At 71.3% G+C, this 25,684-nt stretch carries 22 protein-coding genes; 11 read left to right on the top strand and 11 right to left on the bottom strand.

Annotation, left to right across the window (positions count from 1 at the left end):
* On the bottom strand, positions 1 to 206 hold a 206-nt coding region (locus tag D6689_06945; protein RMH42892.1), incomplete at its 3' end, for a hypothetical protein.
* Between the two features lie 73 nt (positions 207 to 279).
* Between D6689_06945 and D6689_06940 the strand changes: the two genes are divergently transcribed.
* The 6 genes from D6689_06940 (at position 280) to D6689_06915 (ending at position 6,670) form a co-directional block, all read left to right on the top strand.
* Entirely contained in the window at positions 280 to 786 is a 507-nt protein-coding gene (locus D6689_06940; GenBank protein ID RMH42891.1) for a hypothetical protein, read from the top strand.
* A 6-nt stretch (positions 787 to 792) separates the two neighbouring features.
* Positions 793 to 1,107 (top strand): Rieske (2Fe-2S) protein, encoded by a 315-nt coding sequence (locus D6689_06935; protein RMH42890.1) that lies wholly within the window; start codon positions 793 to 795, stop codon positions 1,105 to 1,107.
* Between the two features lie 1,178 nt (positions 1,108 to 2,285).
* A complete protein-coding gene (locus tag D6689_06930) occupies positions 2,286 to 3,758 on the top strand; it encodes a hypothetical protein (GenBank protein ID RMH42889.1) in 1,473 nt (490 codons plus the stop codon).
* A complete protein-coding gene (locus D6689_06925; GenBank protein ID RMH42888.1) occupies positions 3,722 to 4,771 on the top strand; it encodes a hypothetical protein in 1,050 nt (349 codons plus the stop codon). The genes D6689_06930 and D6689_06925 overlap by 37 nt, the downstream gene beginning before the upstream one ends.
* A gap of 118 nt (positions 4,772 to 4,889) precedes the next feature.
* Entirely contained in the window at positions 4,890 to 5,822 is a 933-nt protein-coding gene (locus D6689_06920) for an MBL fold metallo-hydrolase (protein RMH42887.1), read from the top strand.
* Positions 5,819 to 6,670 carry an MBL fold metallo-hydrolase gene (locus D6689_06915; GenBank protein RMH42886.1) on the top strand — a complete coding sequence of 284 codons (852 nt, stop codon included), beginning with the start codon at positions 5,819 to 5,821 and terminating at the stop codon, positions 6,668 to 6,670. Before D6689_06920 ends, D6689_06915 begins: the two co-directional genes overlap by 4 nt.
* A gap of 10 nt (positions 6,671 to 6,680) precedes the next feature.
* On the opposite strand, the gene D6689_06910 is transcribed toward D6689_06915, so the two are convergent.
* Complete coding sequence (locus tag D6689_06910) at positions 6,681 to 7,607, bottom strand: DUF4388 domain-containing protein (protein ID RMH42885.1); 927 nt, start codon at positions 7,605 to 7,607, stop codon at positions 6,681 to 6,683.
* 46 nt (positions 7,608 to 7,653) lie between these two features.
* Entirely contained in the window at positions 7,654 to 8,478 is an 825-nt protein-coding gene (locus tag D6689_06905) for an alpha/beta fold hydrolase (GenBank protein ID RMH42884.1), read from the bottom strand.
* 118 nt (positions 8,479 to 8,596) lie between these two features.
* Between D6689_06905 and D6689_06900 the strand changes: the two genes are divergently transcribed.
* A complete protein-coding gene (locus D6689_06900) occupies positions 8,597 to 10,900 on the top strand; it encodes a PEGA domain-containing protein (GenBank protein ID RMH42883.1) in 2,304 nt (767 codons plus the stop codon).
* 14 nt (positions 10,901 to 10,914) lie between these two features.
* Here D6689_06900 and D6689_06895 read toward each other — a convergent pair whose 3' ends face one another.
* Together D6689_06895 and D6689_06890 are read right to left on the bottom strand one after the other, a co-directional pair.
* On the bottom strand, positions 10,915 to 12,219 hold the full coding sequence (locus D6689_06895) for an FHA domain-containing protein (protein ID RMH42896.1): 1,305 nt from the start codon (positions 12,217 to 12,219) through the stop codon (positions 10,915 to 10,917).
* 125 nt (positions 12,220 to 12,344) lie between these two features.
* The gene (locus tag D6689_06890) at positions 12,345 to 13,916 is read right to left on the bottom strand and encodes a serine/threonine protein kinase (protein RMH42882.1); all 1,572 of its coding nucleotides are present in this window, start codon (positions 13,914 to 13,916) and stop codon (positions 12,345 to 12,347) included.
* Here D6689_06890 and D6689_06885 point away from each other — a divergent pair.
* Positions 13,898 to 14,425 (top strand): hypothetical protein, encoded by a 528-nt coding sequence (locus D6689_06885; GenBank protein ID RMH42881.1) that lies wholly within the window; start codon positions 13,898 to 13,900, stop codon positions 14,423 to 14,425. The two genes, D6689_06890 and D6689_06885, sit on opposite strands and share 19 nt — an antisense overlap.
* Before the next feature lie 42 nt (positions 14,426 to 14,467).
* Here D6689_06885 and D6689_06880 read toward each other — a convergent pair whose 3' ends face one another.
* On the bottom strand, positions 14,468 to 16,834 hold the full coding sequence (locus D6689_06880; protein RMH42880.1) for a hypothetical protein: 2,367 nt from the start codon (positions 16,832 to 16,834) through the stop codon (positions 14,468 to 14,470).
* Positions 16,835 to 16,943: 109 nt separating this feature from the next.
* Here D6689_06880 and D6689_06875 point away from each other — a divergent pair, with 109 nt between their 5' ends.
* Positions 16,944 to 17,210 carry a hypothetical protein gene (locus D6689_06875; protein RMH42879.1) on the top strand — a complete coding sequence of 89 codons (267 nt, stop codon included), beginning with the start codon at positions 16,944 to 16,946 and terminating at the stop codon, positions 17,208 to 17,210.
* 16 nt (positions 17,211 to 17,226) lie between these two features.
* Here the strand turns inward: D6689_06875 and D6689_06870 are convergent, their stop codons facing one another.
* From D6689_06870 to D6689_06860, 3 genes are all read right to left on the bottom strand, one after another.
* Positions 17,227 to 18,132, bottom strand: a complete 906-nt coding sequence (locus tag D6689_06870; protein RMH42878.1) for an ABC transporter permease — start codon at positions 18,130 to 18,132, stop codon at positions 17,227 to 17,229.
* The gene (locus D6689_06865) at positions 18,129 to 18,971 is read right to left on the bottom strand and encodes an ABC transporter permease (protein ID RMH42895.1); all 843 of its coding nucleotides are present in this window, start codon (positions 18,969 to 18,971) and stop codon (positions 18,129 to 18,131) included. Before D6689_06865 ends, D6689_06870 begins: the two co-directional genes overlap by 4 nt.
* Positions 18,972 to 19,099: 128 nt before the next feature.
* Positions 19,100 to 21,277: a peptide ABC transporter substrate-binding protein gene (locus D6689_06860; GenBank protein ID RMH42877.1), complete on the bottom strand. Its 2,178-nt coding sequence runs from the start codon at positions 21,275 to 21,277 to the stop codon at positions 19,100 to 19,102.
* Between the two features lie 195 nt (positions 21,278 to 21,472).
* Between D6689_06860 and D6689_06855 the strand changes: the two genes are divergently transcribed.
* Positions 21,473 to 22,945 (top strand): hypothetical protein, encoded by a 1,473-nt coding sequence (locus D6689_06855; protein RMH42876.1) that lies wholly within the window; start codon positions 21,473 to 21,475, stop codon positions 22,943 to 22,945.
* Positions 22,946 to 22,981: 36 nt separating this feature from the next.
* On the opposite strand, the gene D6689_06850 is transcribed toward D6689_06855, so the two are convergent.
* Entirely contained in the window at positions 22,982 to 23,512 is a 531-nt protein-coding gene (locus tag D6689_06850; GenBank protein RMH42875.1) for a hypothetical protein, read from the bottom strand.
* A gap of 75 nt (positions 23,513 to 23,587) precedes the next feature.
* Positions 23,588 to 25,078, bottom strand: a complete 1,491-nt coding sequence (locus D6689_06845) for a hypothetical protein (GenBank protein ID RMH42874.1) — start codon at positions 25,076 to 25,078, stop codon at positions 23,588 to 23,590.
* A gap of 168 nt (positions 25,079 to 25,246) precedes the next feature.
* Between D6689_06845 and D6689_06840 the strand changes: the two genes are divergently transcribed.
* Entirely contained in the window at positions 25,247 to 25,684 is a 438-nt protein-coding gene (locus D6689_06840) for an NADH-quinone oxidoreductase subunit A (GenBank protein RMH42873.1), read from the top strand.

Raw genomic sequence — 25,684 nt, 5'->3', positions numbered from 1 at the left:
GCCTGTTCGGCCAGCAGCGCGCGCATGTCCTCCTCCGTCGGCACGTTGTGCCCCTCGCGGACGACGGCGACGGCCACGACCGGGCCGCCGTCGGCGTCCGCGTCGTCGGGATCGTCGTCGAAGTCGTCGGCGCCGCCAGCGCCGGCCTCGCGCGCGTCCGGTGTCTCGCCGTATCGTCGGCGGCGCAGTCGGTCGAACCAGCCCATCGCGGCCGCCAGCATAGCGGGCAACCCGCCGCGGTTGCCAGCGGTCAGTACGCCCGGTAGAGTACGCCGTCGCATGTCCACCGCCGCCCGAATCGTCGCTGTTTTCACCCTGTTGGCCGCCGCCGCGTGCGGCGACCAGATCGGCGATTCGTGCTCGATCTCCAGCGAGTGCTCGCAGACCGGCGATCGGTTTTGCGACACGACGCAACCCGGCGGCTACTGCACGGTGATCGGTTGCGACTACGGGACGTGCCCGGAGGAGGCCGTGTGCGTGCGGTTCTTTCCCGCCGGCCCGCTGCCGGACAGCGTTCCGTGCAACCACGCGACCGAGGACGCGCCGGGCGGGACCGACGACTGCACCTTCGACGAGATCTGCACGTTGGCCGACTACTGTGCCCCGCGCTCGGCCGAGGTTCGGTTTTGCATGAAGACGTGCGCCGACGACGGCGACTGCCGCGACGACTACGAGTGTCGCGACAAGCAGGCGATGATCGCCCACGGCGGCGAGCCCGTGCCGCCGCCGGGCGAGCCGGTGTCCGACGACCCCGACAAGTTCTGCGCCGCCGCGCCGTTGAACTGACCGGCGATGCTGCGCCGCCGCGTGTGTTCCGTCGACGCCCTGCCGCCGCCGGGCCAGATGCGCGGGTTTTCCGTCGCCGGGTTCACCGACCCGGTGCTCGTCGCGAACGTCGGCGGCGAGCTGTTCGCGACCGCGAGCGCCTGCCCGCACGAACACGTGTCGCTGCTCGGCGGCGAGCTGCGCGGCGGCCGCGTGGTGTGCCCCGGGCATGCCTACGAGTTCGATCTGGCGACCGGCGCGTGCGCGCACGACCGCGCGCTGTCGCTCGTCCGGTTTCGCACGGTCGTCGAAAACGGCGCGTTGTATATCGAGCTGGCCTGACCTGGCGTGGCATACTGAGCCGCGGGTATGGGGCTTCGACCGGCTCGGGCGGCGCGGGCGCGCGGGCGCGCCGCCGGATGGCTGCTCGCGGGCGCGCTCGTCGGGCTCGCGGCGCCGGCGCCGGCGTCGCCGCTGCGGCTGTTCGGCTTCGGCGGCCGGTCGCCGGGCGCGGCCGGCACCGGCGCGGCGACCGCGGACGACTACGAGGCGTGTTATCTGAATCCGGCGGGGCTGGCGCGTGCGCGCAAGCGGGTCGCGCTCGGCGGCGCGGCCGGCGCGTTCGACCTGCGCATCGACGGCCGTCGTGTCGACACCGATCTGGCGCACGGCACGGTCATCGGGCTCGCGGTGCCGCTGGCGTTCGGCGGCGCGCTGCGCGGTCGCGCCGGCATCGCGCTCGGCTTGTACATTCCCAACGCGACGCTCAACAAGGCGAAGGCGCCGTTTCCGGGGGAGCCCGCGTTCGCCATCCTCGAGACGTCGGCGCACGTCGTCGCCATCCAGCTCGCGGCCGGCGTCCGCGTCACCGGCCGGCTCGCGATCGGCGCGGGGACACGCGTGCTGGCGGCGCTGCGCGGCGACATCCACGTCGTCGGCGACGCGTCCGGCCGGATCTCGACGCAGTCCGAGCAACGGCTGATCACCCACTTCGCGCCGGTCGCCGGCGTCCAGTACCGGCAGCGGGACGACCTGCGCTGGGGGGTTGCCGTGACCGGCGTGTCGCGCTCCGATTACGACATCGGCGTGCGCAGCGACCTGGGCGACGCGTTGCCCGTGCAACTCCCGCAGCTGCGCATCGCCGGTACGCCGCAGTACGACCCGATCACCGCGGTCGCCGAGGTGGCGTGGCAGCTCGCGCCGCGGTGGACGCTGTCCGCGCAGCTCGGCTACGAGCGCTGGAGTGCCGCCCCGCTGCCGACGGAGGATCCGCTTGTCGGCCAACCGCCGGCCCAGCCGCCACCCGGCTTCCACGACATCGTCGTGCCGAAGCTCGCGGTCGAGCGGACCGGCCGCTCGCGGCGAACCGAGTGGGCGGCGCGCGGCGGTTACGCGTTCGTGCCGTCGCCGGCCCCGGAGATGACCGGGCGCCAGTCGCTGCTGGACAACCATCGCCACGTCGTCGCGGCGGGGCTGGGCGCGGCGTGGCCGGCTGCGGCCGTGCCGCTGCGAGTCGACGCATGGTTGCAATTGCACGTTCTGCAACCGCGCCGTCACACCAAGGATGCGGCGGCGTTCGGCGCCGACGATCCGCCGCCGTTCGACACGATCGACACCGGCGGCCGCGTGGTCGCCGCCGGCATCGTCGTGGGGGTGGACCTGTGAGGCCGCGCACGGCGCTGGCCGCCGCCATCGCCGCCGCGTCGCTGGCGCGCGGCGCCGCGGCCAATCCAGTCGACGCGTTCGGCTTCGGCGCCCGCGGGCCGGCGATGGGCAACGCGCAGACCGCGGCAGCGACCGATGCCGGCGCCCACTACTACAACCCGGCGCTGCTGGCGGCGATCGACAGCGTTCGCATCGACCTCGGCTACCAGTACGTCGACCCGCGGCTGACCCTCGACGGGCGCGACGTACAGGTCAACCGGTCGCGGGGCCTCGCGGTCGGCATCGCGGTGCCCGGAACCGTCGCCGGCGTGCGCGTCGCGGTCGGTGCGGGGCTGTTCCTTCCCGACGAGCAGGTCACGCGAACGCGCACCCTGGCGCCGGACCAGCCGCGCTTCGTGCTGTACGACAACCGGCCGCAGCGCCTGTTTCTCGGCGCCAACGTCGCCGTGGCGGTCGGCGACCGGCTGCTCGTCGGCGGCGGGCTCGGCTACCTGTCGAGCACGACCGGCGCCGTCGTGCTGCGCGGCCGGCTGCACCCGACGATCCCGGCCGAGTCCGACCTCGCGTTCGCGATCGACGTGGATCTCCAAACGGTGCGCTATCCGCAGGCGGGAGTGCTCTGGCGCGCGCTGCCGTGGCTCGACCTTGGCGCCGCGTTTCGCGGCGGCTTCGTGCTGGACGTCGATCTGGCGTTTCGCATCGAAGGCGACGTCGGCCCCGAGGGCGGTCCCTACACGGTCGAGGACGGTTTTCTGCAGGTGTTCACGCAGTTCCAGGATCTGTTTCAGCCCGAGCAATGGGCTGTCGGCGCGAACGCCCGGCTCACGCCGCGGCTGACGCTCGCCTTCGACGCCGTGTGGCACCGGTGGTCGGCCTTCGAAAACCCCGCCGCGCACATCGACATCGACTACGACCTCAAGGACCTCAACGACTTCGTCATCCTCCCGGACGCGCCGCCGCTCGAGCCGCCGCACTTTCACGACATCCTCGTGCCGCACGTCGGTGTCGAGTGGGTCGCCGCACGCACGGCGCGGGCGGTGTGGCGCGTCCGCGCCGGCTACACGTACGAGCCGTCGCCCGCGCCGGAGCAATCCGGTCGCAGCAACTTCGTCGACGCCGACAAGCACACGGCGGCCGCGGGCGTCGGGGTCGAACTCTCTCGGGTCACGGATGTGTTGCCGCGGCCGATGGACGTCGATCTGTACGCGGCCTACACCCTGCTCGAGCCGCGCGTCGCGCGCAAGATCTCGCCGGTCGATCCGGTCGGCGACTACCGCGCCGCGGGCCGGCTGTGGCACATCGGCGCGTCGACGCGGTGGAGGTTCTGATCGTGCGAAAAGCGAGGGGCGAGTTCGGACGATGTACGGCGATCGCGGCGTGCGCCGCGGTGGCCGCGGGAGCGTGCGGGTTGGGGTGGACCGGCGAGCGCAGCGGCGGCGCGGCGAATCTGCCGACCGCGGCCGCCGGTCCCTACCACCGCGTTCCGTTCGACTTCGATTCTCCGATCAACGAGCCGTACGTGCTCGACGACCGCGCGTTCAGTCTCGAGCAGCCGACGGCCCTGCCGCGCGCGGCCGGCGGCGTGCGCGTGTGGTTCGGCCGGGTGGACCCGGTGACCGGAGCGGCGGCGATCGCGTACGCCGAGCTGCCCGGCCTGCACGACCTGCCGGCGGTCGGCCCGGTGGTCGTCCTCGAGGCGACCGAGCCGTGGGAGCGGGGCCGCGTGACGGCCCCGTCGGTCGTCGACCTCGGCGGCGGCGCGCTCGCGCTGTTCTACGAAGGCGGCGCGCCGGACGAGCCGGCGATCGGCCGCGCGGACAGCGACGATGGCGGCGCGACCTGGCGCAAGTGGGCCGGCAATCCGGTCGTCGCCGGAGTTCGCGCGCCGGGTGTCGCACAACTCGACGGGCGGTGGTGGTTGTACGCGGTCGAGCCCGGCGGCCGCGCGATCGTGCGCGCGGACAGCGACGACGGCCTGCAGTGGACCCCGGCCGAGCGCCCGGCGATCGAGCCGCGCCCCGGCGTCGACGGCGCGTTCGACGCCTACGCGGTGACCGATCCGCATCCGCTCGTACGCCGGACGGCCGCCGGGCGCGCGGTGCACGGGCTGTTTTTCGCCGGCGCCGACCGCCCCGGCGAGGACGGCCGCGTCGCGATCGGGTACGCGGGATCGTTCGACGCCGACACGTGGGAACGCTTCGCCGGCGCCGACCCGGTGCTGCGCTCGTTCGGGCCGCCGGCGGCCGCGCCCGCGGCGGTGGTCGACGGCACGTCGGGGATCTTGCTGTTCGAGGAGCGGTCCGCCGGCCGCGGCCGCATCGCCGCCGCGATCCACCCGTGACGCCGGCTCCCGCGGTCGCGCGGTCACCGCCGGCCCGACCGGCGCCCGCGGCCGCGCGGTTGTGTTACCGTAGACCGCGGGCGTTCGTGCGCGCAGGCGACCACACATACGGGGGCGCATGAGGGTTCGGTTTTGGGGTGTCCGGGGATCGATCCCCGTCCCGGGTCCGAGCACGAACCGCTACGGCGGCAACACGTCGTGTGTCGAGGTGCGCCCGCACGACGGGCCGCCGCTGATCATCGACGCCGGTACCGGGATTCGCCGGCTCGGCAAACAACTCATGCAGGAGCGGTTTGGCGAGGGCAGGGGCGTCGCGCACCTGCTCATCAGCCACACGCATTGGGACCACATCCAGGGGATGCCGTTTTTTTCGCCGCTGTATCGCGAGGGCAACCGTCTGTACGTCTACGCGCGCCAGCGGGATGACACGCATCTGCGCGCGGTCTTCGCCCAACAGACCGAGGACCCCTACTTCCCGGTGCCGCTCGACGCGATGCGGGCCGACGTCGACTTTCGCGAGCTGGTCGACGGCGAGTCGTTTTCGATCGGCGCCGCGCGGGTGGCGTGCACGCGTCTGAACCACCCGTGGATCGCGATCGCGTACCGCGTCGACGTCGACGGTGCGTCGGTCGTCTACGCATCGGATACGGCTCCGTTTACCGACATCCTGCTCGAGCACGAGTTCATCGAGCGGCCGCCCGAGCCGGGCGCGCCGCTGTCGCCGGAGCATCGGGCCAAGCTCGAGGCGATGCGCGCCGGTCTGGTCGACCTGTGCCGCGGCGCCGACCTGGTCATCTACGACACGCAGTTCACCCCGGAGGAGTATCGCGCGAAGCCGCACTGGGGCCATTCGACGCCCGACGACGCGATCGCCGTCGCGCTGGACGCGAAGGCCAAGACGCTGGCGCTGTACCACCACGCGCCGGCGCGCAGCGACGACGAGCAGGACGCAATCCTGGCGACCTACCGGCGGCGTCTGGCCGGCAGCGACCTCGAACTGATCGCCGCCTACGAGGGGCTCGAAATCGGGTTGGGGGAGCACGACACATGAAGGTGCGGTTTTGGGGTGTGCGGGGGTCGATCCCGGCGCCGGGGCCGGACACCAACCGCTACGGCGGAAATACCTCGTGCGTGTCCGTCGCGGCCGACGGCGCGCGGCCGATCGTGCTCGACATGGGGACCGGGCTCATGCACCTGGGCGTGTCGCTGATGGCGACCGAGTTCGGTCGCGGGCAGGGGCGCGCGGCGGTGCTGCTGTCGCACGCTCACTGGGATCACATCCAGGGGTTCCCGTTCTTTCCTCCCGTGTTCGTCGACGGCAACGCGTTTTCTATCTACGGGGCGGGGCGGTCGCCGTCGATGCTCGAGGGCATCCTCGAAGGTCAGATGAACCCTCACTTCTCGCCGATCTACACGCTCAAGAATCTCGGCGCGCACATCGAACTGCACGCGGTCGAACCCGGCGTGCCGTTCGACATCGACGGCGTGCGGGTGATCGCGCAGTCCAATCCGCACGGGTCGACCACGGCGCTGGCATTCCGCCTCGAGTGCGGCGGGCGCAGCCTCGTGTACGCGCCGGACGTCGGCTACCCGGCAGGTGGCCCGAGCGAGGCGGTCCTTGCGCTGTACCGCGGCGCCGACCTGCTGATCCACGATTGCACCTACACCCCCGAAGACCGCGCCGAGCGGCTCGACCGCGGGTTTTCGTCGTATGAGGATGCCGCCGGTGCGGCGATACGAGCGGGCGCGCGCCACCTCGTGATGTTTCACTACGACCAGGACTACGCGGACGACGACGTCGACGCGCTGCGCGATCGCTGCCGCGCATGGCTCGACGCGCACGGCGGTCGCGACATCGCGCTCACCGCCGCGGCGGAGGGACTCGAACTCGACGTGTAGGCGCCGGCGGCTACGGTACGACGACGAATTCGCGCTCGAGCAGCTCGACGAGGTGGGTCGCGGCGTCGAGATCGCTGCCCGGATAGTGGTCGAGCACCGCTTGAACCATGCCGTGATCGAGGACGAGCTGGAACGTATCTAGCTGCTCCGGCGACAGGTCGCGCAACCGCCCCGCCAGCGGCGTCGGCACCGCGAGGCTCGACGTCATCGGCGGCAGCTTGTCCTCGAGCCGGCGCATCTCGTCGAGCTGGCGCACGCCTTCCATCAGCAGCGCCTCGGTCGACTCTTGGATTTCCTCCATCACCTGGATCTCGACGGCGGGTTCGAGTTCGAACGTGCCCGTCTGCCAGGTGAGCATCCGGTAGATCGCCTTTTGCGGTTGCAGATTGAAGTCGTCGTTGATCGCGGCGAAGTAGATCTGGCCCTTGCGCAGGTAGATCTTGCCCACCGCCGTAGGCGACGCGATCGACAGCACGCCCGACTTGCGGCTGGTCGACAGCAGTTGCAGCAGGTCCGGCAGTGGGATCTCCTCGATGACGCCGGACATGGGCCGGCCCGACGTGGACTGGCGCGCGCCCTGCTGCAGGCGCCGGCGCGCTTCGGCCTCCGAGTGGTGGTGCGCCTGCGACGGGTCGGCCGCGACGAGCTTGATGATCGACGTGCCGACCAGGATCCGGTCGCCCTCGGACAGGCGAGCGCGCGTAATTTTTTCGCCGTTGACGAACGTGCCGTTGGTGGATCCGAGGTCCTGGATCGTGATCTCGCCGTTGGTGGTCGAAATCTTGGCGTGGCGTCGGGACACCATGTCCTCGACCAGCACCATGTCCAGGTCCGACGACCGGCCGATGATGATCTCCCGCCCCATGCGGAGCGGAAACTCACCGCCCTGGTACTTGCCCGAGATGAAGCGCAGCGCGTACTGCGGAGTGTCCGACATTGCCTTCCGCTTGTGATTCTACAGTGTTAGATAGAGGGTCGCAACGTCACGCGCCCACCGCGCGCACCAGTGCGTCGGCGTCGCGAACCGGGCCCCGCAAGATGGCGACGATGCGCCGGTAGACCTCGTCCGATATCACGAGGCTCGAATGGCCCATCGGCACGGTGATCTGCCGGGCGCCGCGCAGGCGTGTGCACCGGGGCGGGCACACCCAGTCGCGGGCCGCGGCGATGCTGTAGACCTCCGTGTCGGGCGGCAGCGGGCCCTGGGCGAGTTCGTCGAGGAACTTGCTGCGCGGCAGAAGTTGCCAGCTGGACGTGGACCACAGCCCGAGGGTGGCGACGCCGAGCAGTGCGGCCCACGTGCCGCGCACGGGGCTGCCCATCATGATGAGCCGGCGAACCCGCTGGTGACCGCCGAGCTTCTTGACGTAATACAGTCCGATCAGTCCGCCCATCGAGTGGCCGACGATGTCGATCCGGTCGACCGGCGTCTGCGCAAGGATCGCCTCGATCTTGCGGTGGATGAGAAACGCCGACCGGCGGATGTCCCGGCTGTTGAGCGTGCCGAGATTGAACGAGAATACGGTGAACCCGTCCTCGGTGAGCCGGCGCTCGAGCGGGTACATCGACCCGCGCGTGCCGAGAAAACCGTGCAACAGCAACACCGGCGGCTGTCGGTCGTCGACCCGGTCGAACCGCGCGCGCCGGCGGATCCGGTTGCCCCGCGCCAGGTGGCGCAGGTACGACAGCCCGTGCGTCGTCCCGAGGACGTCCTGCCCCAGTCCGCTGCGGCGGCCGAGCCAGCGGCGCGGCGCGCCGGCGGCCCAGCGCAGAAACCACGTCGCAAGGTGTTTCGGTTCGTCGGCCACGCTTCATTGTGCGACGCGGCGGCCGCCAGCGCAATTTCGCTGCGCCGGCGCGCTCGGCTCGGCGACGGCGCGCGTCCGGTTTGACACGGCCCGCGGCGCGCAGATACCGTGACAATGAATGAGCCTTTCGGGCACCGGCGGCCCGGGGCGCAAGCTGGGCCGGTACCACCTCGTGGAGCCGATCGGCGGGGGCCCGACGGGCGAAGTGTTTCGCGCGAAGGTCTACGGCGTCGCCGGCTTCGAGCGCCAGTTCGCGGTCAAGCTGTTTCACGCCGAGCTGGCGGCGCGGCGCGATGCATCCGACGCGCTGGCGCGCGCGGCGCGTCGGTACAGCGGCTACGAGCACCCGCGAATCGCCCGGTTGCAGGAGTTCGGGGTCGCCGGCGGGCGCACGTTCGCGGCGGTCGAGTTCGTCGCCGGCGTCGACCTGATGCGGCTCGGTCAGGCGACTCACGGTGCCGGCCATCCGCTGCCGGCCGGCGCCGCCCTGGCGATCGCGCTGCGCGCGGCGCGCGCGGTCGCCTACGTGCACGGCCGCGGCGGCACGCACCTCGGTGTTTGCCCAACCAACATCCTGTGTGTACCCGACGGGGAGGTGAAGGTCACCGACTTCGGGTTGCTGCCGCCGCGATTGCCCGAGCGGCCGGCGGATGACCTGACCCTCGCGGCGCGATTGCCGTATCTGGCGCCCGAACAGATCGTCGGCGAGCCGACCGGCCCCGCGACGGACGTGTTCCAGCTCGGCGCCGTGCTGTACGAGCTGCTTGCGGGGCGGCCGGCGTTCCGCGGCCCGTCCGCACTCGAGATCGGCCAGGCGGTGCTGTCCGGCCGGTTTCCGGAGCCTGACGCGCCGCCGGTGGTGCTCGAGATCGTGTACCGGGCGCTCGCGCGGCTGCCCGGCGAACGCTACGCCGATGCCGGCGCGCTGGCGGACGCGATCGAAGCGGCGGCGCGTGCCGCGGCGGTGGCCGGCGACGCGCGCGACGCCGGGCGCGTGGTTCGCGAGGTGATCGGGCGCATCGACGCGGCCGCGCAGGAGCAGGCGTCGGGGCTGTTCGCCGTGCCGCTGCCGGCGCCACCGCCGGCGGCGCCGGTGTCGCCGCTTCGGCGTGCGCTCGACCGCGGCGCGACCCCGCCGCCCGTGCCCGTCGACGACCGCGCGGCGACGGTGCCGGCGCCGCGGCCGACGGTGCTCGGGGTCGCCGCACCCGCGGGCGCGGGAGGCGGCGCGCTGTCCGCCGGCCTGCGCGGTCGGGCGGACGTGGACGAAGACGCGCCGACCAAGATCCGCGGTGACCGCGCGCAGGACGGCGTGTCCGACGTGACCCCGCTGCCCGCGCCCGTGCCGGGCACGCTGGACCTCGCGCCGGATCGCGCGGCGTCGCCCCCGTTGCGGGCGCGCGATCCGGACGTGGTCGACCTCGAATCGTACGAGGTCGAGTTCGTGTCGGAGGCGGCAGGCACCGCGACCGGCGGCGAGACGGCGACCCGCGGCGGGGCGGCGATTTCCGAGGCGACCGGGTCTGCGGAGGTCGCGGCGCACGACGCGGCGGGCGGCGGCGAGGCGGCGGGCGGCGGTCAGGCGGCCGCGCCCGCGCGTCCCGTGCGGCTTCGCCGGGTTGCGCTGGTGTGGATCGCGGCGGCGTTGGCCGGGGGGGCGGGGTTTTTCGTCTATGCCGAGTTCGTCGGATTCGACGGCGGGCGGGCACGCGAGCCCCTGGCGCGCGATCGGGGCGCGGGGGCGACCGCCGCCGCAGGCGCGCACCTGCCGGCCGCGGCCGGTCCGGGCGCGCCCGGTGTACCTACACCGTCGGCCGCCGCGAGCGCGCCGGGGCGCGTCGCCGACGGCGGCGCGCGGGCCGCAGCGGGCCGCGACGCGCGGGACGCCGCCGCGGGCGCACCGCCGGGCGACGCCGGCGCGCCCGCGCGGTCGGACGGGGCCGTGGCGGTCGCCGCGGCCCCGCCGACCGGCGACCTCGACGCCGGCGCGGCGGTCGCCGGCGCGCTCGACATTCGGTCGACGCCGGCCGGCGCGACGATCTACCTCGACGGCGCCAAGGTGGGACGCACGCCCAAGCGCATCGACGACGCGACCGGGGACCAACACCGCCTCGCGCTCATCCTCCCCGGGTACGACCTGTACGTCACCGATGTCGCCGGCGATGCCCGCGTCGACTTGACGCTTCGCGAGGTGACGCCGTTCGAGGGACGCGCCGGCATCAAGGTGCGCTGCCGCAAGAAGAACCGCTACTACGTATACGTCGACGGTGCGCCGACCGGGCAGTTGTGCCCGACCGAGCGGATCGGCGTGTCGCTCGGCGAGCACGAAGTCGAGATCTACGACCCGGTGACCGACACGCGCAGCAAGTTCAAGGCGAACGTGGAGCAGACCCGCCTGTCGTTGCGCGTGCGCGTGGATTGACCGGTCGACCGCCGTCAGTCGTCCTGCTTGCGCGGGTCGAGGTCGTACTTGCGGATCAACTCGCGCAGGTGCTTGCGGTCGATCTGCGCCTCGCGTGCGGCGGCCGACAGGTTCATCTTGTGGCGCCGCATCAGGTCGACGATGTACTCGCGTTCGAAGTGTTCGACGAGTTGTCCCTTCGCCTCTTTGAACGGCAAGTCGGTGCGGATCCCGAGCGCCGGCGCGATTTCCTCGGTGAACGCGTCGTCGAGGTTGAGCATGCCGCCTTGCGACAGCAGGCAGGCGCGCTCGATCACGTTGCGCAGCTCGCGCACATTGCCCGGCCACGAGTGGCGCTGCAGGCGCGCCATGTCTTCGGGACTGATCGAGAGCTGCCTGCCTTCCGGAGTAAACTGGCGCATGAAGTGCTCGACGAGCACTGGGATGTCGCCTCCGCGTTCGCGAAGCGGCGGCACCGACACGCGGATGACCGCGAGCCGGTAGTACAGGTCTTCGCGGAACCGCTTGGCGGCAACTTCGGCGCGCAGATCGCGGTTCGTCGCGGCGACGACGCGCACGTCGACCTTCTCGTACGTGTTCGAGCCGACGCGGCGAACCGCGCGCTTGTCGAGCACGCGCAGCAGCGACGGCTGCAGGTCGAGCAGCATTTCGCCGATCTCGTCGAGGAAGATCGTGCCGCCGTCAGCCTCGGCGAACGCGCCGCGCCGGTCGGTGACGGCGCCGGTGAACGACCCCTTCACGTGGCCGAACAGCGCGCTTTCGATCAGTTCCCGGGGCACCGAACCACAGTCGAACACGACGAACGGCCCGTCGCGGCGGCTCGAATGGTTGTGGATCTCCTCGGCGATCAGCTCTTTGCCCGTCCCGGTCTCGCCCTCGATCAGCACGGTCGCGTCGGTCTGGGCGACGTCCTGCAGCAGGTTGAACAACTGCCGCATTTTCGTCGAGCTGCCGATCAGCTGGCCGAAGGACGACTCCTCGGACGGCTGCGGCTCGACGACCTCCTCCTCTGGCAGGTACTTGATGACCGTGCGGCCGACCTTGAATTCGGCGCCGTACCCGATCGTGATCTCCTTGAACCGAGAGCCCTGGACGTAGCTGCCGTTGGTGGAGCCCTGGTCTTTGAGGATCACGTTGGGGCCGCTCGGCACGGCCAGCAGATGCCGCCGCGACACCGTCTTGTCGGTGAGCACCATCTCGCACGCCGGCGCCGACCCGAAGTAGACGGGTTGATCGCTGATCGAGACGGTCTCGCCGCGGTCCGGTCCCTTGATGACGATGAACACGCCGCCCGCGCGCTGGCGAGAGAACGCGGGCATGTCGTCGATCAGGGCGGTTACTTGGGTCTTGTCATTCCGAGACATTACGGACGCCAGTCGGCAAGGAATCCTACCCGGTGGGGCCGGTCGCTGTCCAGGCGGGGGCTGCGCCCGCCGGCGCCCGGCTACGGCGACGCCGCGCCCGCCGGTCCGGGCCGGTCGCCGGGCGTCGCCGGTGGCGGCAACTCGGGGCCGGTGAGGCCAATCGCGGCGGCGATCCCGACACCGAGCAACACGATCAACATCAGCACCAGCCATCGCCGGCTGGCCGGCGCAGGCTCCAGCTCATCGGCGAGGCCGGTGCCGTCGATCTCGCCGGACGCCTCGCCCGCGACCTCGACGGCCGGCGCCCGCGTGCCGGTTGCCCGACCTCCGCGGTTCGCCCCGGCGAGGTCGACCACGTCGCTGTCGCCCGTGTCGTCGCCGGCGTCGACCGCGAGCGTATCGAAGTCGACCAGCGGCTTGGCGCCGACCTCGCCGTCGTCCGCGAGGTTGATCATCGATGTGAGTTCGAGGCCCTTGAGCTGCGTGAGGTGGGTGAGCGACGTCTGTGCCCGGCGCTGAACGACATCGGCCAGGTTGATGACCGCGCGCGTGTCCTCGCGGTCCAGCACTTCGACCAGGTCCGCGTCCGACTCGATGTCCACCTCGGAGACGCCGATCCGCGCCGTCCCCTCGCCCGGTTCGTACAGTTCGGTGCCTCCGAGCCCCGGGTGGCTCGCGGCGTCGATGTCGCGCCAGCGGTCCGGGTCGCCGCACACGTCGCGCAGGTGGTCGGCCAACTCGGGCGCCGACATCATGAGACCGTGGCGGTGTGCCACCCGCAGCAGGGCCTCCTGAAATTCGCCCGCGGTCTGATAGCGCGCGCGCGGGTCGATCGACAGCGCCTTGAGCATGACCTTGTCGAACTCCGCCGGCACGCCCTCGACTTTGCGCGACACCATCGGCACCGGCCGGCTGTACAGGTCGTCGGCGGACGTCGTGAGGCCCGCCTGCACGAACAACCGCTCTCCGGTCACCATCTCGTACAGACAGACCGCCAGCGAGTACAGGTCCGATCGGCTGTCGAGCGGCTCGGATCGCGCCTGTTCGGGGGACATGTACCCGACCTTGCCCTTGACCCGATAGAACACCGAGTTGTGCGTGGACGCCTTGGCGATGCCGAAGTCGGTGAGCTTCACCTCGCCGTTGCGCGAGATCAGGATGTTCGACGGCGAGATGTCGCGGTGGATCAGGCGGAGCGGCCGCCCGTCCGGCGCGCGCTTGGCGTGCGCGTATGCCAGCGCCGACAGCACCTCGCGCGCGACGAAGATGCCGGCGGCCGGCGACATCCGCTTGCGGCGCCGCTTGGCGCGCTTGAGCAGGGTGCGCAGGTCGGCGCCGGGCAGGTACTCCATCACGATGAAGTACTCGTCACCCGCCGTGACGAGGTCGATCGTGTGGATGATGTTGGCGTGGTCGAGCGTCGCCGACAGGCGCGCTTCGCGCAGGAACAGATCGATGAACTCGGGCTGCTGGGTGAACTCCGGCAGCAACTGCTTGAGCACGACCTCTTTTTCGAAGCCGCCGGCGCCGAGCTTCTTGCCCAGGTAGATCGCCCCCATGCCGCCCTCGGCCAGGTACTCGAGCACGACGTAGCGGTCGAGCGGCGAGCCGCCACCGGAGGGCCGGGCGGACGATCCGGGCCGATCCATCATGGATTTCGGCAGTGTACCATCGGGACGTGGCTGGCGCCGGCGACGACGGATACCGCTTGCACGCGCTCAGGCGGATTCGCGAGCAGCAGGAGAGCGAGCGCAAACAGGCGCTCGCCGACGCGATCGCCGCGACCGCGGCGGCGCGCCAGGAGGTCGCGCGCCGCCAACAGGCCGTGCGCGACGCGCGCGCGACGCTGGCCGATGCGATCGCGCGCGAGGCGGCCGGCGACGGCCCGGTGTCCGCGCACGCGCTGGTCGCCTCGCGGCGCTACCGCGCGCGGCTCGAGGCCGAGATCGAAGCGCTCGAACAGCGGGTCGCGGAGGCCGAGAAGATCGTCGCCGCGCGCGAGCAGGCCGAGGAGGAGGCGCGCGCCGCGCTCGCGGACGCCGCGCGGGAACGGATGGCGGTCGACAAGCACTACGAGCAGTATCGCCGGCAGCGGGCGCGCGACCGCGCGCGCAAGGAGGAAGACGCGGCCGACGACATTGCGCAACGGCGCAAGCCGTAGACCGAAGCCAGACGCTCGGCGGCGGCTGCGCCGTCTCGCGCGTCAGCGTTGAATGCGCGCGGTCGCCGCTGGCACGATCTCGTCGATCGCGTCGACCGAACAGCCGCTGTCGCCGAACGTCACGTCCGCGACCTTCCAAAAGTCGTTGCCGGGTTCGTCGTCACCCACCGCGTGCAGCCGTTTGGGTCCGAACGTCTGCGCGAGCGAGCCGCCGCAATACACGTGGACCAAGACCTGCGCGTCGCCCATGCTTTCGGGATCGTAATAGTGGACGCCGATCCGGTATGGCACGCCGGCCTCGGGCGCCGTCACGTTGATGTTCTCCGGCCCGCGACCTTCCGTGTCGTCGATGTCGAGCCGGGGATCGTCCTCGGCGCCGCCGGGACCCCACATCGGACCGCCGCCGACGCAGTTGTCGTAGTAGCAGTCTGACGTGGCGTCGAACCAGTGGACGCCGTCGGCGTGCAGCAGGTGCAGGTCGACGTCGGACGCGTCCAACGGCTCGGGGACCTCGAGGTTCCACACGATCTCGACGCGCAGCGCGTCTTCGACGGTCGCGGTCAGGTCGAACTCGCACGCGACCATCTGCCCGGCTTCGTCGACCGCCGTGTAGCGGAACGTGTAGGCGCCGGCGAGCAGCGGTGTGACCTCCCATGCGTCCGTACCGGTCGACCGCGGCAATGCGACCGAACCGGGCGGCGCGACGGGCGCCGTCCAGCGGGTCACGGCCACCGGCAGCGTGCCGGCGGTCGTCGTCGTCGCAAACGCAAACGGCGCGCCCGCCGGCACGGTCCCGTCGTCCGGGCAGGTCACGGCAGGCGGCCCGTCGCACGCATCTTCGTCGGTGTCGCCGTCGCCGTCGTTGTCGATGCCATCGGCGCAGTCGACGCCGCTGGCGACGATTTGCACCTCGCAGGCCGCCGTCTCGCCGTCGTCGTCGATCGCGGTGAGCCGGAGCCGATAGGTGCCGGGCCGGTCGGGCACGAACGCGGCGGTGGCCGCGTCGGGCGGGATCGGAATCGCGGTGGCACCGGCCGGCGCAGACACGACGGTCCACTGCAACGAAGCGACGGCGCCGTCGTCCGTCACCGTGGCCGCGAGGTCGACGTCGGCCAATACGGTGGTCGTCACGTCGGCCGGGCAGCCGACGACGGGCGGGCTGGCACAGTCGTCTTCGTCGATGTCGCCGTCGCCGTCGTTGTCGATGCCGTCGGAGCAGTCGAACTGGACTGCCGTGACCTCCACGTCGCAGCTCGCCGGCTGGTCGGCGTCGTCGAACGCGGTGTACCGGAGCGTATAACCGCCAGCCACGTCGGGCGCGATGGACGTCGCGTCGCCGCGGGTCGCGCCGAGGCGCGCGCGCGCGCCCGCCGGCGCGGAGACGATTTGCCAACCGGACCGGCGAATTTCGCCATCGTCGGTGGCCGTCGCGGCGAGGTCCGCGGTCTGCAGCACCGGCACGGTGGTGTCGGGCGGGCAGGTGACCGTGGGCGGACTGGAGCACGTATCCTCGTCGATGTCGCCGTCGCCATCGTTGTCGATCCCGTCGCCTCCGGCGCAATCGTAGGCGTCGCCGCACGCGTACGGCGCGCCGCCGTCGCAGGTCGGACGGCACGATCCACGGCAATGCAAAAACGGCATGGATGGGTCGCACGGCTCGCCGTCGACGAACTCGCCGTCGACCGCGAGCTGATAGATGCCGTACTCGTCGTAGCCGTCGACCACGATCTGCAGGGTGCCGCGGGCGACGTCGACCAGATCGATCTCGGATGTCGAGTCCGTCGGGCCGTCGTCGTTGCACGCGATCATGGAATCCGTCCCGCAGTCGACGCGGTAGACGTGCAGCGCGGTGTCGTAGTCCGAACCGGCGAGCGAAATGTGCAGCGACGCCAGATCGCCGGGGGACGTGAGCGTGAACGCGACGTCCGGCGCGCCCGCTTCGAAACACGGCGCCTCGAGGTCATCGGTCTCGTCCGTCGTGTCGCCGGTTGCGGTACCCGACGGCGGCAGCGGCATCACCGTGCTGCCGCACGCGGCGCAGTCTCCGGCGCACGACTCCGCGTCTTCGTGCTGCTGGCACACGCCGTCGCCGCACGTGTCGCAGTCGGCCGGGCAACTCGCCGCGTCCTCACCCGGCGAGCACGTGCCGTCGGGACACGCCGCGCAGTCTGCCGGGCACGTGGATTCGTTTTCGCCCGCCCCGCACGTTCCGTCGCCGCAGCCGCACGCCGGGCCGGCGTCCGGCGCCGCGTCCGGGCTGCCCGCATCGGCGCCGCACGCGCCCGCGCACGCGTCCGGGCGCGCCGTGTCGTCGTCGTCGTCGCCGCCGCCGCAGCCGCCGGCGACCAACCCCGCCGCGAGCGCGAGCGCGCACGCGGCAACCCAACGGTCCCCCATCGTCGATCGCATACTCCGCCGAGTATAGGCGAACCTCGCCCGCGCGCACAGCATGCCGCGCGGCGCGCGGACCGGCCGCGCCCGGCCCCGGGGGGCGGCCCGGCGCGCTACACTTCGGCTGATGAGCGCGACCCGACTGGCGTGTCTGCTGCTGGCGTGTGCCGCCGTGGGCTGCGCGGAGAAGCGCTCGGTCCGGTGCGCGGAGGTATGTACGCGAGAGCGCGACTGCGGCGACGAGCGCGAGGTCGAGCCGCGGCCCGACCGCGGGGAGTGCATCCGCCAGTGCAACGAACTCGAGCGCACGGCCGACGGCCGAGAGCTCGTCGCCGCCCACGCGCGGTGCGTCCGCCAGGCCGCCGACTGTGCCGCGGTGCTGGCCTGCCCGTAGGCGCTCCCCGCGAAGGTCAGTCCTTGCGCATCTGCGGGTCGAGCGCGTCGCGCAGGCCGTCGCCGAGGAAGTTGAGCGAGAAGATGGTCACGGACATCACCATGCCGGGGCCGATCAGCGTCCACGGGTAGACCGCGATCTGCGTCGCCCCCTCGGTGACGAGCGTGCCCCACGACGCCAGCGGCGCCTGCACGCCGATGCCGAGGAACGACAGGAACGCCTCGGTGAGCATGACGCTCGGCAGCGACAGCGTGGCGTACACGATCACCGGTCCGAGCGTGTTCGGCACGATGTGACGGAACACGATGCGACGGCCGGAGGCGCCGAGCGCACGCGCCGCCTCGACGAACTCCTGGTTGCGCAGCGACAGAACCTGACCGCGCACGATGCGCGCCATGTTGAGCCACGAGATGGCGCCGATGAGTCCGAACAGGACGCCGAGCCGCGCGTACGGTGACTGAAACAGCGAGTACCGCTCCAGCACTGCGCTGATCACGATCACGAAGACGACCGTCGGAAACCCGTACAGCACGTCGACGATGCGCATCATGACCTCGTCGACGCGACCGCCTGCGTACGCGGCAATCGCACCCCAACTCACGCCGATCACGATGGCGACGATGGTGGCCGTGAGGCCGACGGTAATCGCCAGCCGGCCGCCGATCATGGTGCGGACGAGCATGTCGCGGCCGAGCGAGTCGGTGCCGAACCAGTGGCGCCACGACGGCGGCGACGCGCCCAGGTCGACGTCCTGCGTCGTGCCGTCGAGGCCGCGCAACCAGTGCAGCAGAACCGGCCCAACGAACGAGAACACGACGAGCGCGACGAAGGTCCAACCGCATATCATCGCCATGCGGTTCTTGCGAAGCCGCCGCCAGGCGTCGGCCCACAGCGAATTCGATCGCGGTTTGGCGGAGGTCATCGCTTGTCCCGGATGCGCGGATCGAGGATCCCGTACGCGATGTCGACGATGAGGTTCAAGGCGACGAGGAACACGGCGTAGAACACGAGCACGCCGGTGAGCACCGGGTCGTCGCGGTCGGTAATCGACGCGACGAAGTAAAACCCGAGTCCGGGGATCTGGAAGATCTTTTCGACGACGAACGAGCCGGTGATCAACGCGGCGGTCGCGGGGCCCAGGTAGGTGACCACCGGCATCAGGCCGAGGCGCACGGCGTGTTTCCACACGACCTGGCGCTCCGACAACCCCTTGGCGCGCGCGGTGCGGATGTAGTCCTGGCGCAGAGTTTCGAGCAGGCCGCTGCGCGCGAGCCGCGCGATGACTCCCATGAAGATGAGGCCGAGGGTCGCCGCCGGAAGCAGATAGGTCTCCAAACCGTCGATGCGCGCCGGAGGCAGCCAGCCGAGCTGCAGCGAGAACACCATGATCAGCAGCGGGCCGAGCACGAACGACGGCACGGAGATGCCGAAAAGCGCGAACGCCATCGCGCCGTGGTCCCACCATGTGTTCTGCCGGGACGCGGCGAACACGCCCAGCGCGATGCCAAACGCGGTGGCAAACACGAGCGCGAGCAGCCCGACGCGCACGCTCACCCCGAAGCTCTCGTCGATGATCTCCTTGACGCTCTGGTTGCGTTTCATCGAGTGGCCCAGGTCGCCGCGCACGAGGGCGCCCATGTACAGCAGGTATTGTTGGGCCACGGGTAGGTTCAGGTTGTACCGGCGTTCGAGGTTGCGCTGCGTTTCGGCCGGCAGGCTGCGCTCGGCGTCGAACGGACCGCCGGGCGCGAGCTTGAGCATCAGGAACGAGAAGCTCGCGATACACACGAGCACGACGACGCCGCCGGCCAGCCGCGCGAGCAGCAGCCGCCACAATCCGAGCGCCGCCGCGAGTGCGACGACGATGGCGAGCAAGACGAGCAGCGCGCTCACGGGCCGTTACCCTGCGGCGCGGCCGACGCCGCCGCGCGCCAGTCCGGGTCGATCCACGCGTAGCGCCACGGCTGCTGGTCGGGGAAGTTGATCGCGAGGTCGCGCATGTACGGCTTTTGCAGGTGGTGTTGCGTGTAGATGTACAGCGGGATGATCGGAGCCTCCTCGATCATCAGTTTTTCCATTTCGTAGACGATACGCAGTCGCTGTTTGCGGTCCATTGTGGCCTCGGCCTCGCGGAACAACTCCATGAACCGTTCGTTGCACCACTTGGTCCGATTGTCGGGGCTGTCGCACTTGAACGGCGGGAGGAACTCGGCTTCCGTGTCGGGAAAGTTGCCGATCCAACCCATACGAGCAACCTCGTAGTTGCCCTCGCGCGTGTCTTTGAGAAAGGTCTTCCACTCCTGCGACGCCAGTTCGATGGTGATGCCCAGGTTGTCCTGCCACACCTGCTGGAGCCGCTCGGCGATCAACTTGTGTCCCTCGACGCCACTGTTGTACTTGACGGTGATCCGGCGGGGAAACCGGTCGCCCATCTCGCGTCGCGCGATCTCGAGTTCCGCGCGCGCCTTGTCGAGGTCGTAATCGAGACCGGGCGGCGGCACGTAGCACAGCTTGCCCGACTCCATCACGAGCGCGACGCCCGGCGTGTCGCGGGACACGCCGCACGCGGCGAGGTCGTCGTCTGACAGGCTGCTGATCGGTTGGCCGGGCGTAAACTGCGCGGTCGGAAGCTGCCCGCCCTTGAGAATCTTCGGGATGTCTCGCCGGTCGATCGCGTAGTTGAGCGCGCGCCGCAGGTGGACGTTGTTCAGTCGCTCCGTCTGGATGAGATAGAAGTAGATGCCAAGGTACGGGGCTGAATGGTAGTCCTTGTACGGGCGCCCGCCGCGCGCCGTGCCGCGCAGCACCGGGAAGTACGATGCGGGGATGTTGTTGGACGTGATCGCGTCGCAGGAGCCCTGGTAGTACAGGTTGGCCGACGCGCCCTGGTCGTCGTTGTTGTAGACGGTAATCCGGTCGAGGCGCACGCGGTCCGCATCGAAGTAGGTCGCCGACTTGACCAGTTCAATCTTGTCGCGGCGCCGCCAGTCGGTCATGTGATACGGCCCAGACGTCATGATGTGATCCGGTCGGGTCCACTTCTTCGGCCGCCGCGACACGGCTTCGCGCGGCGTCGGGCGAAACGCGCGCTGCGGCGACAGCGCGATCAGGTAGGGCACCGGGTTGTCCGTTCGCAGCACGAGGGTGTGCGGGTCCGGCGTGTCGATGCCGAGGTCGTCGGGCAGCATCAGCAGGTCGCGGCCCGGTACCTCGCCGGTTCGGGCGTAGTTGGGCGGGTCGTCCACCGAGCGCACCAGATACGCGCGGTCGCCGAACGGCTGCTCGGTCAGTTCGGCCGCGGGAACCCACCCGTACATGCCGTCGCCATCGTTGCCGTCGAGCCAGAACACGTAGGCCCACGCTCGGTCGGGGCCGCCGAGTTCGATCACGATCACGTCGTCCCCGGGCGGGACCGAGCCGTAGGCGGCCGATTCCGGCGCGCCGAGGTCGCGCAGCGCGAGCGGCCGCGACGCGCGCCGGGTGTTGCTGTCCGGGATGTCCATGGCTCCGCGCTTGCGCTCGCGCTGGCCGTCGACGCCGATGATTTCGACCACGTCGCCGGCGGAAAACGGCGGGTGGTCGGCCAGGACGCGCCGCAGTCGGTTCGCGTAGTACAGCTCGCCGTTGTGGATCTTCCACAGCGTTTCGGCATTGGCCGACATCGTGTAGGGGTTCAGCACGCGGACGAGCGAGTAGCGGAAGTCCTCCGACGTGATCGGCCGCGACGGCAGCTCGCCGCTGCGCGGGGCTGTCCACACGGCGTCGTCGCGCAGGTGGAACGTGAACGTGCGCAGGTTGGGGCCGATGTCCCAACTCGTCGCGATGGACGGCTCGGGAAGGCCCTGCAGGTCGTAGTCGGTGAGCCCCGCGAACATCGCGTAGACGATCTTGAGGCCCGCGGTCGACGTGACGAGCGCGGGGTCGAGGTACTCCGGCTCTCCGGAGTTGCAGTAGCGCATGTGCGTCGGGTCCGGATCCGGAACGAACCCGAAATAATCCCCCTCGGGCAATCCGCACCCGGCGGCGACGGCGCCGAGCGCCGCGAGCGAGACCCAACCGCGCGACATGGGCCGGTGGTATAGCTCAGCCGCGCCCGTTTGACCAAGGCGCGCGCCGGGACGGGACGTCGGGCCGACCGCCGGTCGATCGGTGGCGTGCGCGGCGGGCGCGCGTTCCCTGCCGCCGGATGGCCGCACGTCCGCTGGCGCGCGCGTTTGACGCGCGTGAGCCGGCCGTGGTGTGATCGCTGCGAGCGATCTGCCGTGGAGACGACGCACGCGCTATTGGTCGGGGTGATCGCGGGCGGGATCGCGGGGGCGGCCCTCGCGTGGCTGCGAGTGCGACCGCGGCTGGTGGCGGCGCGCGCCGCGGCGGGCCGCGCCCGGGCCGACGCGGAGGACGCGCGGCGGCGGCTCGTGGAGCTGACGACCGAAACGGCGGGAGTGTTCGACGCGGCGGCCAGGCGGATCGACGCGGCGCGGCGGGCTGCGGCGCAGGCGGTGGCCGACCGCCGGGCGGCCGAGCACCGCTGGCGCGAGGCGCTCGCGGCGCTGGCCGGCGACGTCGTCGATGGCGACGAGGTCGACCGGCTGATGCGGCGCGCCGAGGGCGCCGGCGTCGAGCTGGTCGATGCGGCGCGCGCGCTCGACGGCGAGGTGTCGGCGCTCGAACGCGCCGCGACGCTGCTCACGGATCTGATCGATGCGGTCGAGTCCGAGCGGCGCGGTACGGAGGATGCGGCGGCGCTGAGCGACGCCGCGGCCGAGACGATCGCGGCGGCCGACGCCATGGACGCGGCGATCCAGCGGGTGCAGGATCGGGCGGCGGAGACCGCCGAGCTGTCCGCCAGGACCACGGCTGAGGCCGAACGCGGCTACCGCGCGGTGCACCGGACGCTCGACGAAATCGAACGCATTCGGGAAGTGACACAAGTTGCGCGCGAGCGCATCGATTCGTTGAACGTGCGCGTCGATGGCATCGGCGACGTTGTTCGCGTGATCCAAGAGATCACCGAGAAGACCAACCTGCTCGCGCTCAACGCATCGATCATCGCCGCGCAGGCCGGCCAGCACGGGCGCAGCTTTTCCGTGGTGGCGCGCGAGATCAAGGCGCTGGCGCAGCGCACCGCCGCGTCGACCAAGGAGATCAGCGAGCAGATCCGCGGCGTACAGGAGGAGTCGGAGCGGGCGACCGCCGCGATCACGCACGGGGCGCAGGCGGTGGAACAGGGCTTCCAGGTGGCCGTCGCCGCCGGCGATGCCCTCACCGCGATCCGCGAGAGCGCGCAGACGGCGCAGCGGAAGGTGCAGTCGATGACGCGCGCCTACCGGCAACAGTCGGGCGCGACGCGGCAGGTCGTCGACCTCGCTGGCAGGCTTGCCGAGCGCGCCCAGGCGTTCGCGGCGGCGGCCCGTTCCCAGACCGGCGAGCGGCTATCGACCGTGGCGGCCGAGCTGGTCGCGTCCGCCGGCCGGCTGCGCGAGCTGGCCGATCGGCAGCGCGGCGCGGCCGACACCGGCGCGACCGCGTTGGGCGCGGTAGCCGCCGAGGTCGGGCGGCTCGGGCGGCTCCAGCGCGACGCGCGCCGGCAACTCGACGGGATTCAGCGCGGCGTCGACGCCGCGGTCGCTCGCACCGACGACCTCGCGGTGCACCTCGACCGGGTGGGCGAGGCGGCGCACCAACTCGCCGGCGAGATCGCCCGGCTGCAACAGGCCGGCGTCGCGGCGGATTGAGCCGCGGCGTGCCGCATCCCGTCGCCGCCGGTCGCGTCACTCGGGGTGGGCTCTGCAGTACGCGGCGACCGCGCGGGCTACCGAGCGCAGGTTGGCCGACAGCAGTTGTTCGACGAGCGTTTCGACCAACGGCACCGCGCGGCGGGCGACCGTCGCCGGAACCCCCGGTATGCGATCGGCCCAGATGGCGACCGCGCACGACACGCGCAGTTCGGTGCGGCGGGGGCCGAGCGCAAGTAATTGATTGCGTCCGCGCGCATCGTACAGGTCGGCGGCGACGAACGATTCGAGCGTGTAGTCGACCGCGCGGTCGGCGTCGTGCCAGCGGGCCGTGTCCCGCCACGCGAACAGTTCCGGTTTGACGAACCGCGCGAGTGGGCCGGGGATGTCGGCGATCGCGTACCAGTGGTTGACGACGTCGACGCCATCGGCGGTCTCGTGCGCCGATACGCGGTCGATCCGCTGGACGCTCGGCAAGTGCGCGGCGAGGCGCGGCAACTCGTCGCGCAGCAGCGCGTACACCCGATCGATCGGCTCGTCGATGACGTCGCGGCGCTCGATGTGCATGCGGCGAGCCTGGGGGCGATCCGGCTTCAGCGCAAGTCGGGAAACCGCCGGCCGCCGCCGCTCGACGTGGGGGGCCTACCGGAGCGGCCGGATCGGCCACACGCATCGCCGTACGCCGCCCCCCTCGTCGCACGGTCGCGGGAACGGGCTCATGTCGACCACGCGGAACGACGCGGCCGCGGCGTAGGGGGCGATGCCGGCGCGGGCGGTGATCGTCTCGGCGCCCTTCGGGAAGGTCACGAGCAGCAGCGGCAGGCCGATCGGCGAGCCGTCCGGGTTGAGCGCCTCGAGGACGACCTCGTACGTGAGGTCGCGCGTCCACGGCTCGCGCGTCGCCACCAGCGCGATCGGACCGGCGGGCGGGGGCGCGCCGGCCGGCGGGGAGGCCGCCGCGGGCGCGGTCGCTGCCCCGTCGGCGGCCGCGGTCGCCTCGCCGCCGGAGGTCGGCTCGCCGGAGCCAGGCGCGGGCGGCGCGGGCGCGGCGGAGCCCGCGGAGCCAGGCGCGGGCGGCGCGGGCGCGCCGCCGCGAACACCGCCCGCCGGCGGCGCGGGGGCGCCGGGGCGTTCGATGGACACGGTGACGCATGCCGGGGTCTTGCACTTGGCCATGGTCGCGCCCCATCGGCCGAGGCGCTCGGACGCAAGCGCGCCGAGGTCGGCCTGCCGCGCCTTCAAGTAGACGCGCTTTTTGTGCCAGTTCACCGTGACCAGGAAGCGCGACAGGAAGTTCTCGCCGAGCGCGCCGTCGTAGTCTTGCGGGCGAAAGCGCCGGTCGCCGAACGGCAGGATCAGGTGGTTGTCGACGGCCGCGTCGCCGACCGCGAGCGTCGGGGCGATGCCGCCGAAGTCCACCTGGCGCGCCGTTCCGAGGTGGTCGACCAAGGTGGCGCGCACCCGCGCTCGCCGCAACCCGAGCTTTTGCATCACCTCCGGCCACAGCAGCGACGCCGGCGCGGCGAAGTCGAGGTACATCTCCACCTCCTCGCCGCCGATCCGCGCGCGGGCGAGGAACCGGTCGTTGAACCGCCGCAGCGGCGCCGACACCGCGTCGGGCGGCGGATCCAGGTGGCCCTGCGTCGCCAGGATCATCTGGCCGCGATCGCGGTCGATGTGCAGGATCAGGGAGTCGCTGACCACGTCGCGGCCGAGCAACCCGTCGATGGGACGGCCGTTGAACCCGAACGAGCCGTTTCTGTGGAGCCGCACGACCCGATTCGCCACCTTGAGCGTGCCCACCGTGATCTCGCGCACTTCGGCGGTCCGCACGGTGCGCATCGTGTCGCTTTCGTCCGCGACGTCGCCCGCCTGGACCGTGTACAGGTCGAGGGCCGCGGCGATGCGTTCCTCGATCGACGACACGTCGGAATCCGGATCGATCATAAATAAAAACGGACCCTTGCCGTTGATCGAGACGGGCACGAGGGCCGGCCCTCCCTCGAGCGGGGCCGCCAGCGGCGCCGACCACCGGTCGCCGGAGCTGAAGCCGGGCGGCGCGCCCACGACGCAGGCCGCGGCGAGGGCCGGCACGATCGCGTTCAGGAGAAGGCGTTTCGGCATGGCGCGCATCCTACGAACAATCGGCCCGGAGTCCACTTCCCGCGGTCAACTTCTGATAACGATAGGCGTTGGCCCCCAGGGCCGCCCTTCCGCCTTGACCCGCAGCGATCCCGTTATGTACAAACCCTGCGGATTTTCAAGGCCTAGCGCGCTTCGGGGTTCTTCACGGGCGGTGCCATGCAATTCGAGTTTGCGAACATCCTGGTTTTCCTCGGCCTCGGCGTCGGCTTCCTCGCGATCACGCTGTTCGTCGGCTGGCTGCTGCGGCCCAAGGTCGACGAGGAGACCAAGCTCGAGATCTACGAGTGCGGCGAGACGCCGCTGCGCCAGGCCTGGTTCAACTTCAACCCGCGCTTCTACATCGTCGCGCTGGTGTTCCTCGTGTTCGACGTCGAGGTCGCCTTCACCTATCCGGTGGCGGTCGTGTTCAAGCGGTGGGTGGCCGCCGGCGTCGGCGGCATCGCGTTCGCCGAACTCGGCCTGTTCGTGGCGATTCTCGCGCTCGGGCTCGCGTACGTGTGGGTCAAGGGCGATCTCGACTGGGTGCGGGGGCCGGAAGGCAAGCCGCTGATGCCCGATGATGCGCCGGCGCGAGCGGCGCAGGAGGCGAAGTGA

The organism is Deltaproteobacteria bacterium (genome assembly GCA_003696105.1).
In the GTDB taxonomy this organism is placed as follows: Bacteria; Myxococcota_A; Polyangia; order Haliangiales; family J016; genus J016.
The sequence above is the reverse complement of the archived record's forward strand: the minus strand, read 5'-3'. Positions and strand labels throughout refer to the sequence as shown.

Coding starts and splice junctions, on each gene's coding strand:
- D6689_06940 (RMH42891.1), top strand. CDS start 280: ATGTCCACCGCCGCCCGAATCGTCGCTGTTTTCACCCTGTTGGCCGCC.
- D6689_06890 (RMH42882.1), bottom strand. CDS start 13,916: ATGATGGATCGGCCCGGATCGTCCGCCCGGCCCTCCGGTGGCGGCTCG.
- D6689_06920 (RMH42887.1), top strand. CDS start 4,890: ATGAGGGTTCGGTTTTGGGGTGTCCGGGGATCGATCCCCGTCCCGGGT.
- D6689_06910 (RMH42885.1), bottom strand. CDS start 7,607: ATGTCGGACACTCCGCAGTACGCGCTGCGCTTCATCTCGGGCAAGTAC.
- D6689_06875 (RMH42879.1), top strand. CDS start 16,944: ATGAGCGCGACCCGACTGGCGTGTCTGCTGCTGGCGTGTGCCGCCGTG.
- D6689_06880 (RMH42880.1), bottom strand. CDS start 16,834: ATGCGATCGACGATGGGGGACCGTTGGGTTGCCGCGTGCGCGCTCGCG.
- D6689_06930 (RMH42889.1), top strand. CDS start 2,286: ATGGTTGCAATTGCACGTTCTGCAACCGCGCCGTCACACCAAGGATGC.
- D6689_06845 (RMH42874.1), bottom strand. CDS start 25,078: ATGCGCGCCATGCCGAAACGCCTTCTCCTGAACGCGATCGTGCCGGCC.
- D6689_06840 (RMH42873.1), top strand. CDS start 25,247: ATGCAATTCGAGTTTGCGAACATCCTGGTTTTCCTCGGCCTCGGCGTC.
- D6689_06935 (RMH42890.1), top strand. CDS start 793: ATGCTGCGCCGCCGCGTGTGTTCCGTCGACGCCCTGCCGCCGCCGGGC.
- D6689_06870 (RMH42878.1), bottom strand. CDS start 18,132: ATGACCTCCGCCAAACCGCGATCGAATTCGCTGTGGGCCGACGCCTGG.
- D6689_06865 (RMH42895.1), bottom strand. CDS start 18,971: ATGCTCAAGCTCGCGCCCGGCGGTCCGTTCGACGCCGAGCGCAGCCTG.
- D6689_06900 (RMH42883.1), top strand. CDS start 8,597: ATGAGCCTTTCGGGCACCGGCGGCCCGGGGCGCAAGCTGGGCCGGTAC.
- D6689_06895 (RMH42896.1), bottom strand. CDS start 12,219: ATGCCCGCGTTCTCTCGCCAGCGCGCGGGCGGCGTGTTCATCGTCATC.
- D6689_06850 (RMH42875.1), bottom strand. CDS start 23,512: ATGCACATCGAGCGCCGCGACGTCATCGACGAGCCGATCGATCGGGTG.
- D6689_06860 (RMH42877.1), bottom strand. CDS start 21,277: ATGTCGCGCGGTTGGGTCTCGCTCGCGGCGCTCGGCGCCGTCGCCGCC.
- D6689_06915 (RMH42886.1), top strand. CDS start 5,819: ATGAAGGTGCGGTTTTGGGGTGTGCGGGGGTCGATCCCGGCGCCGGGG.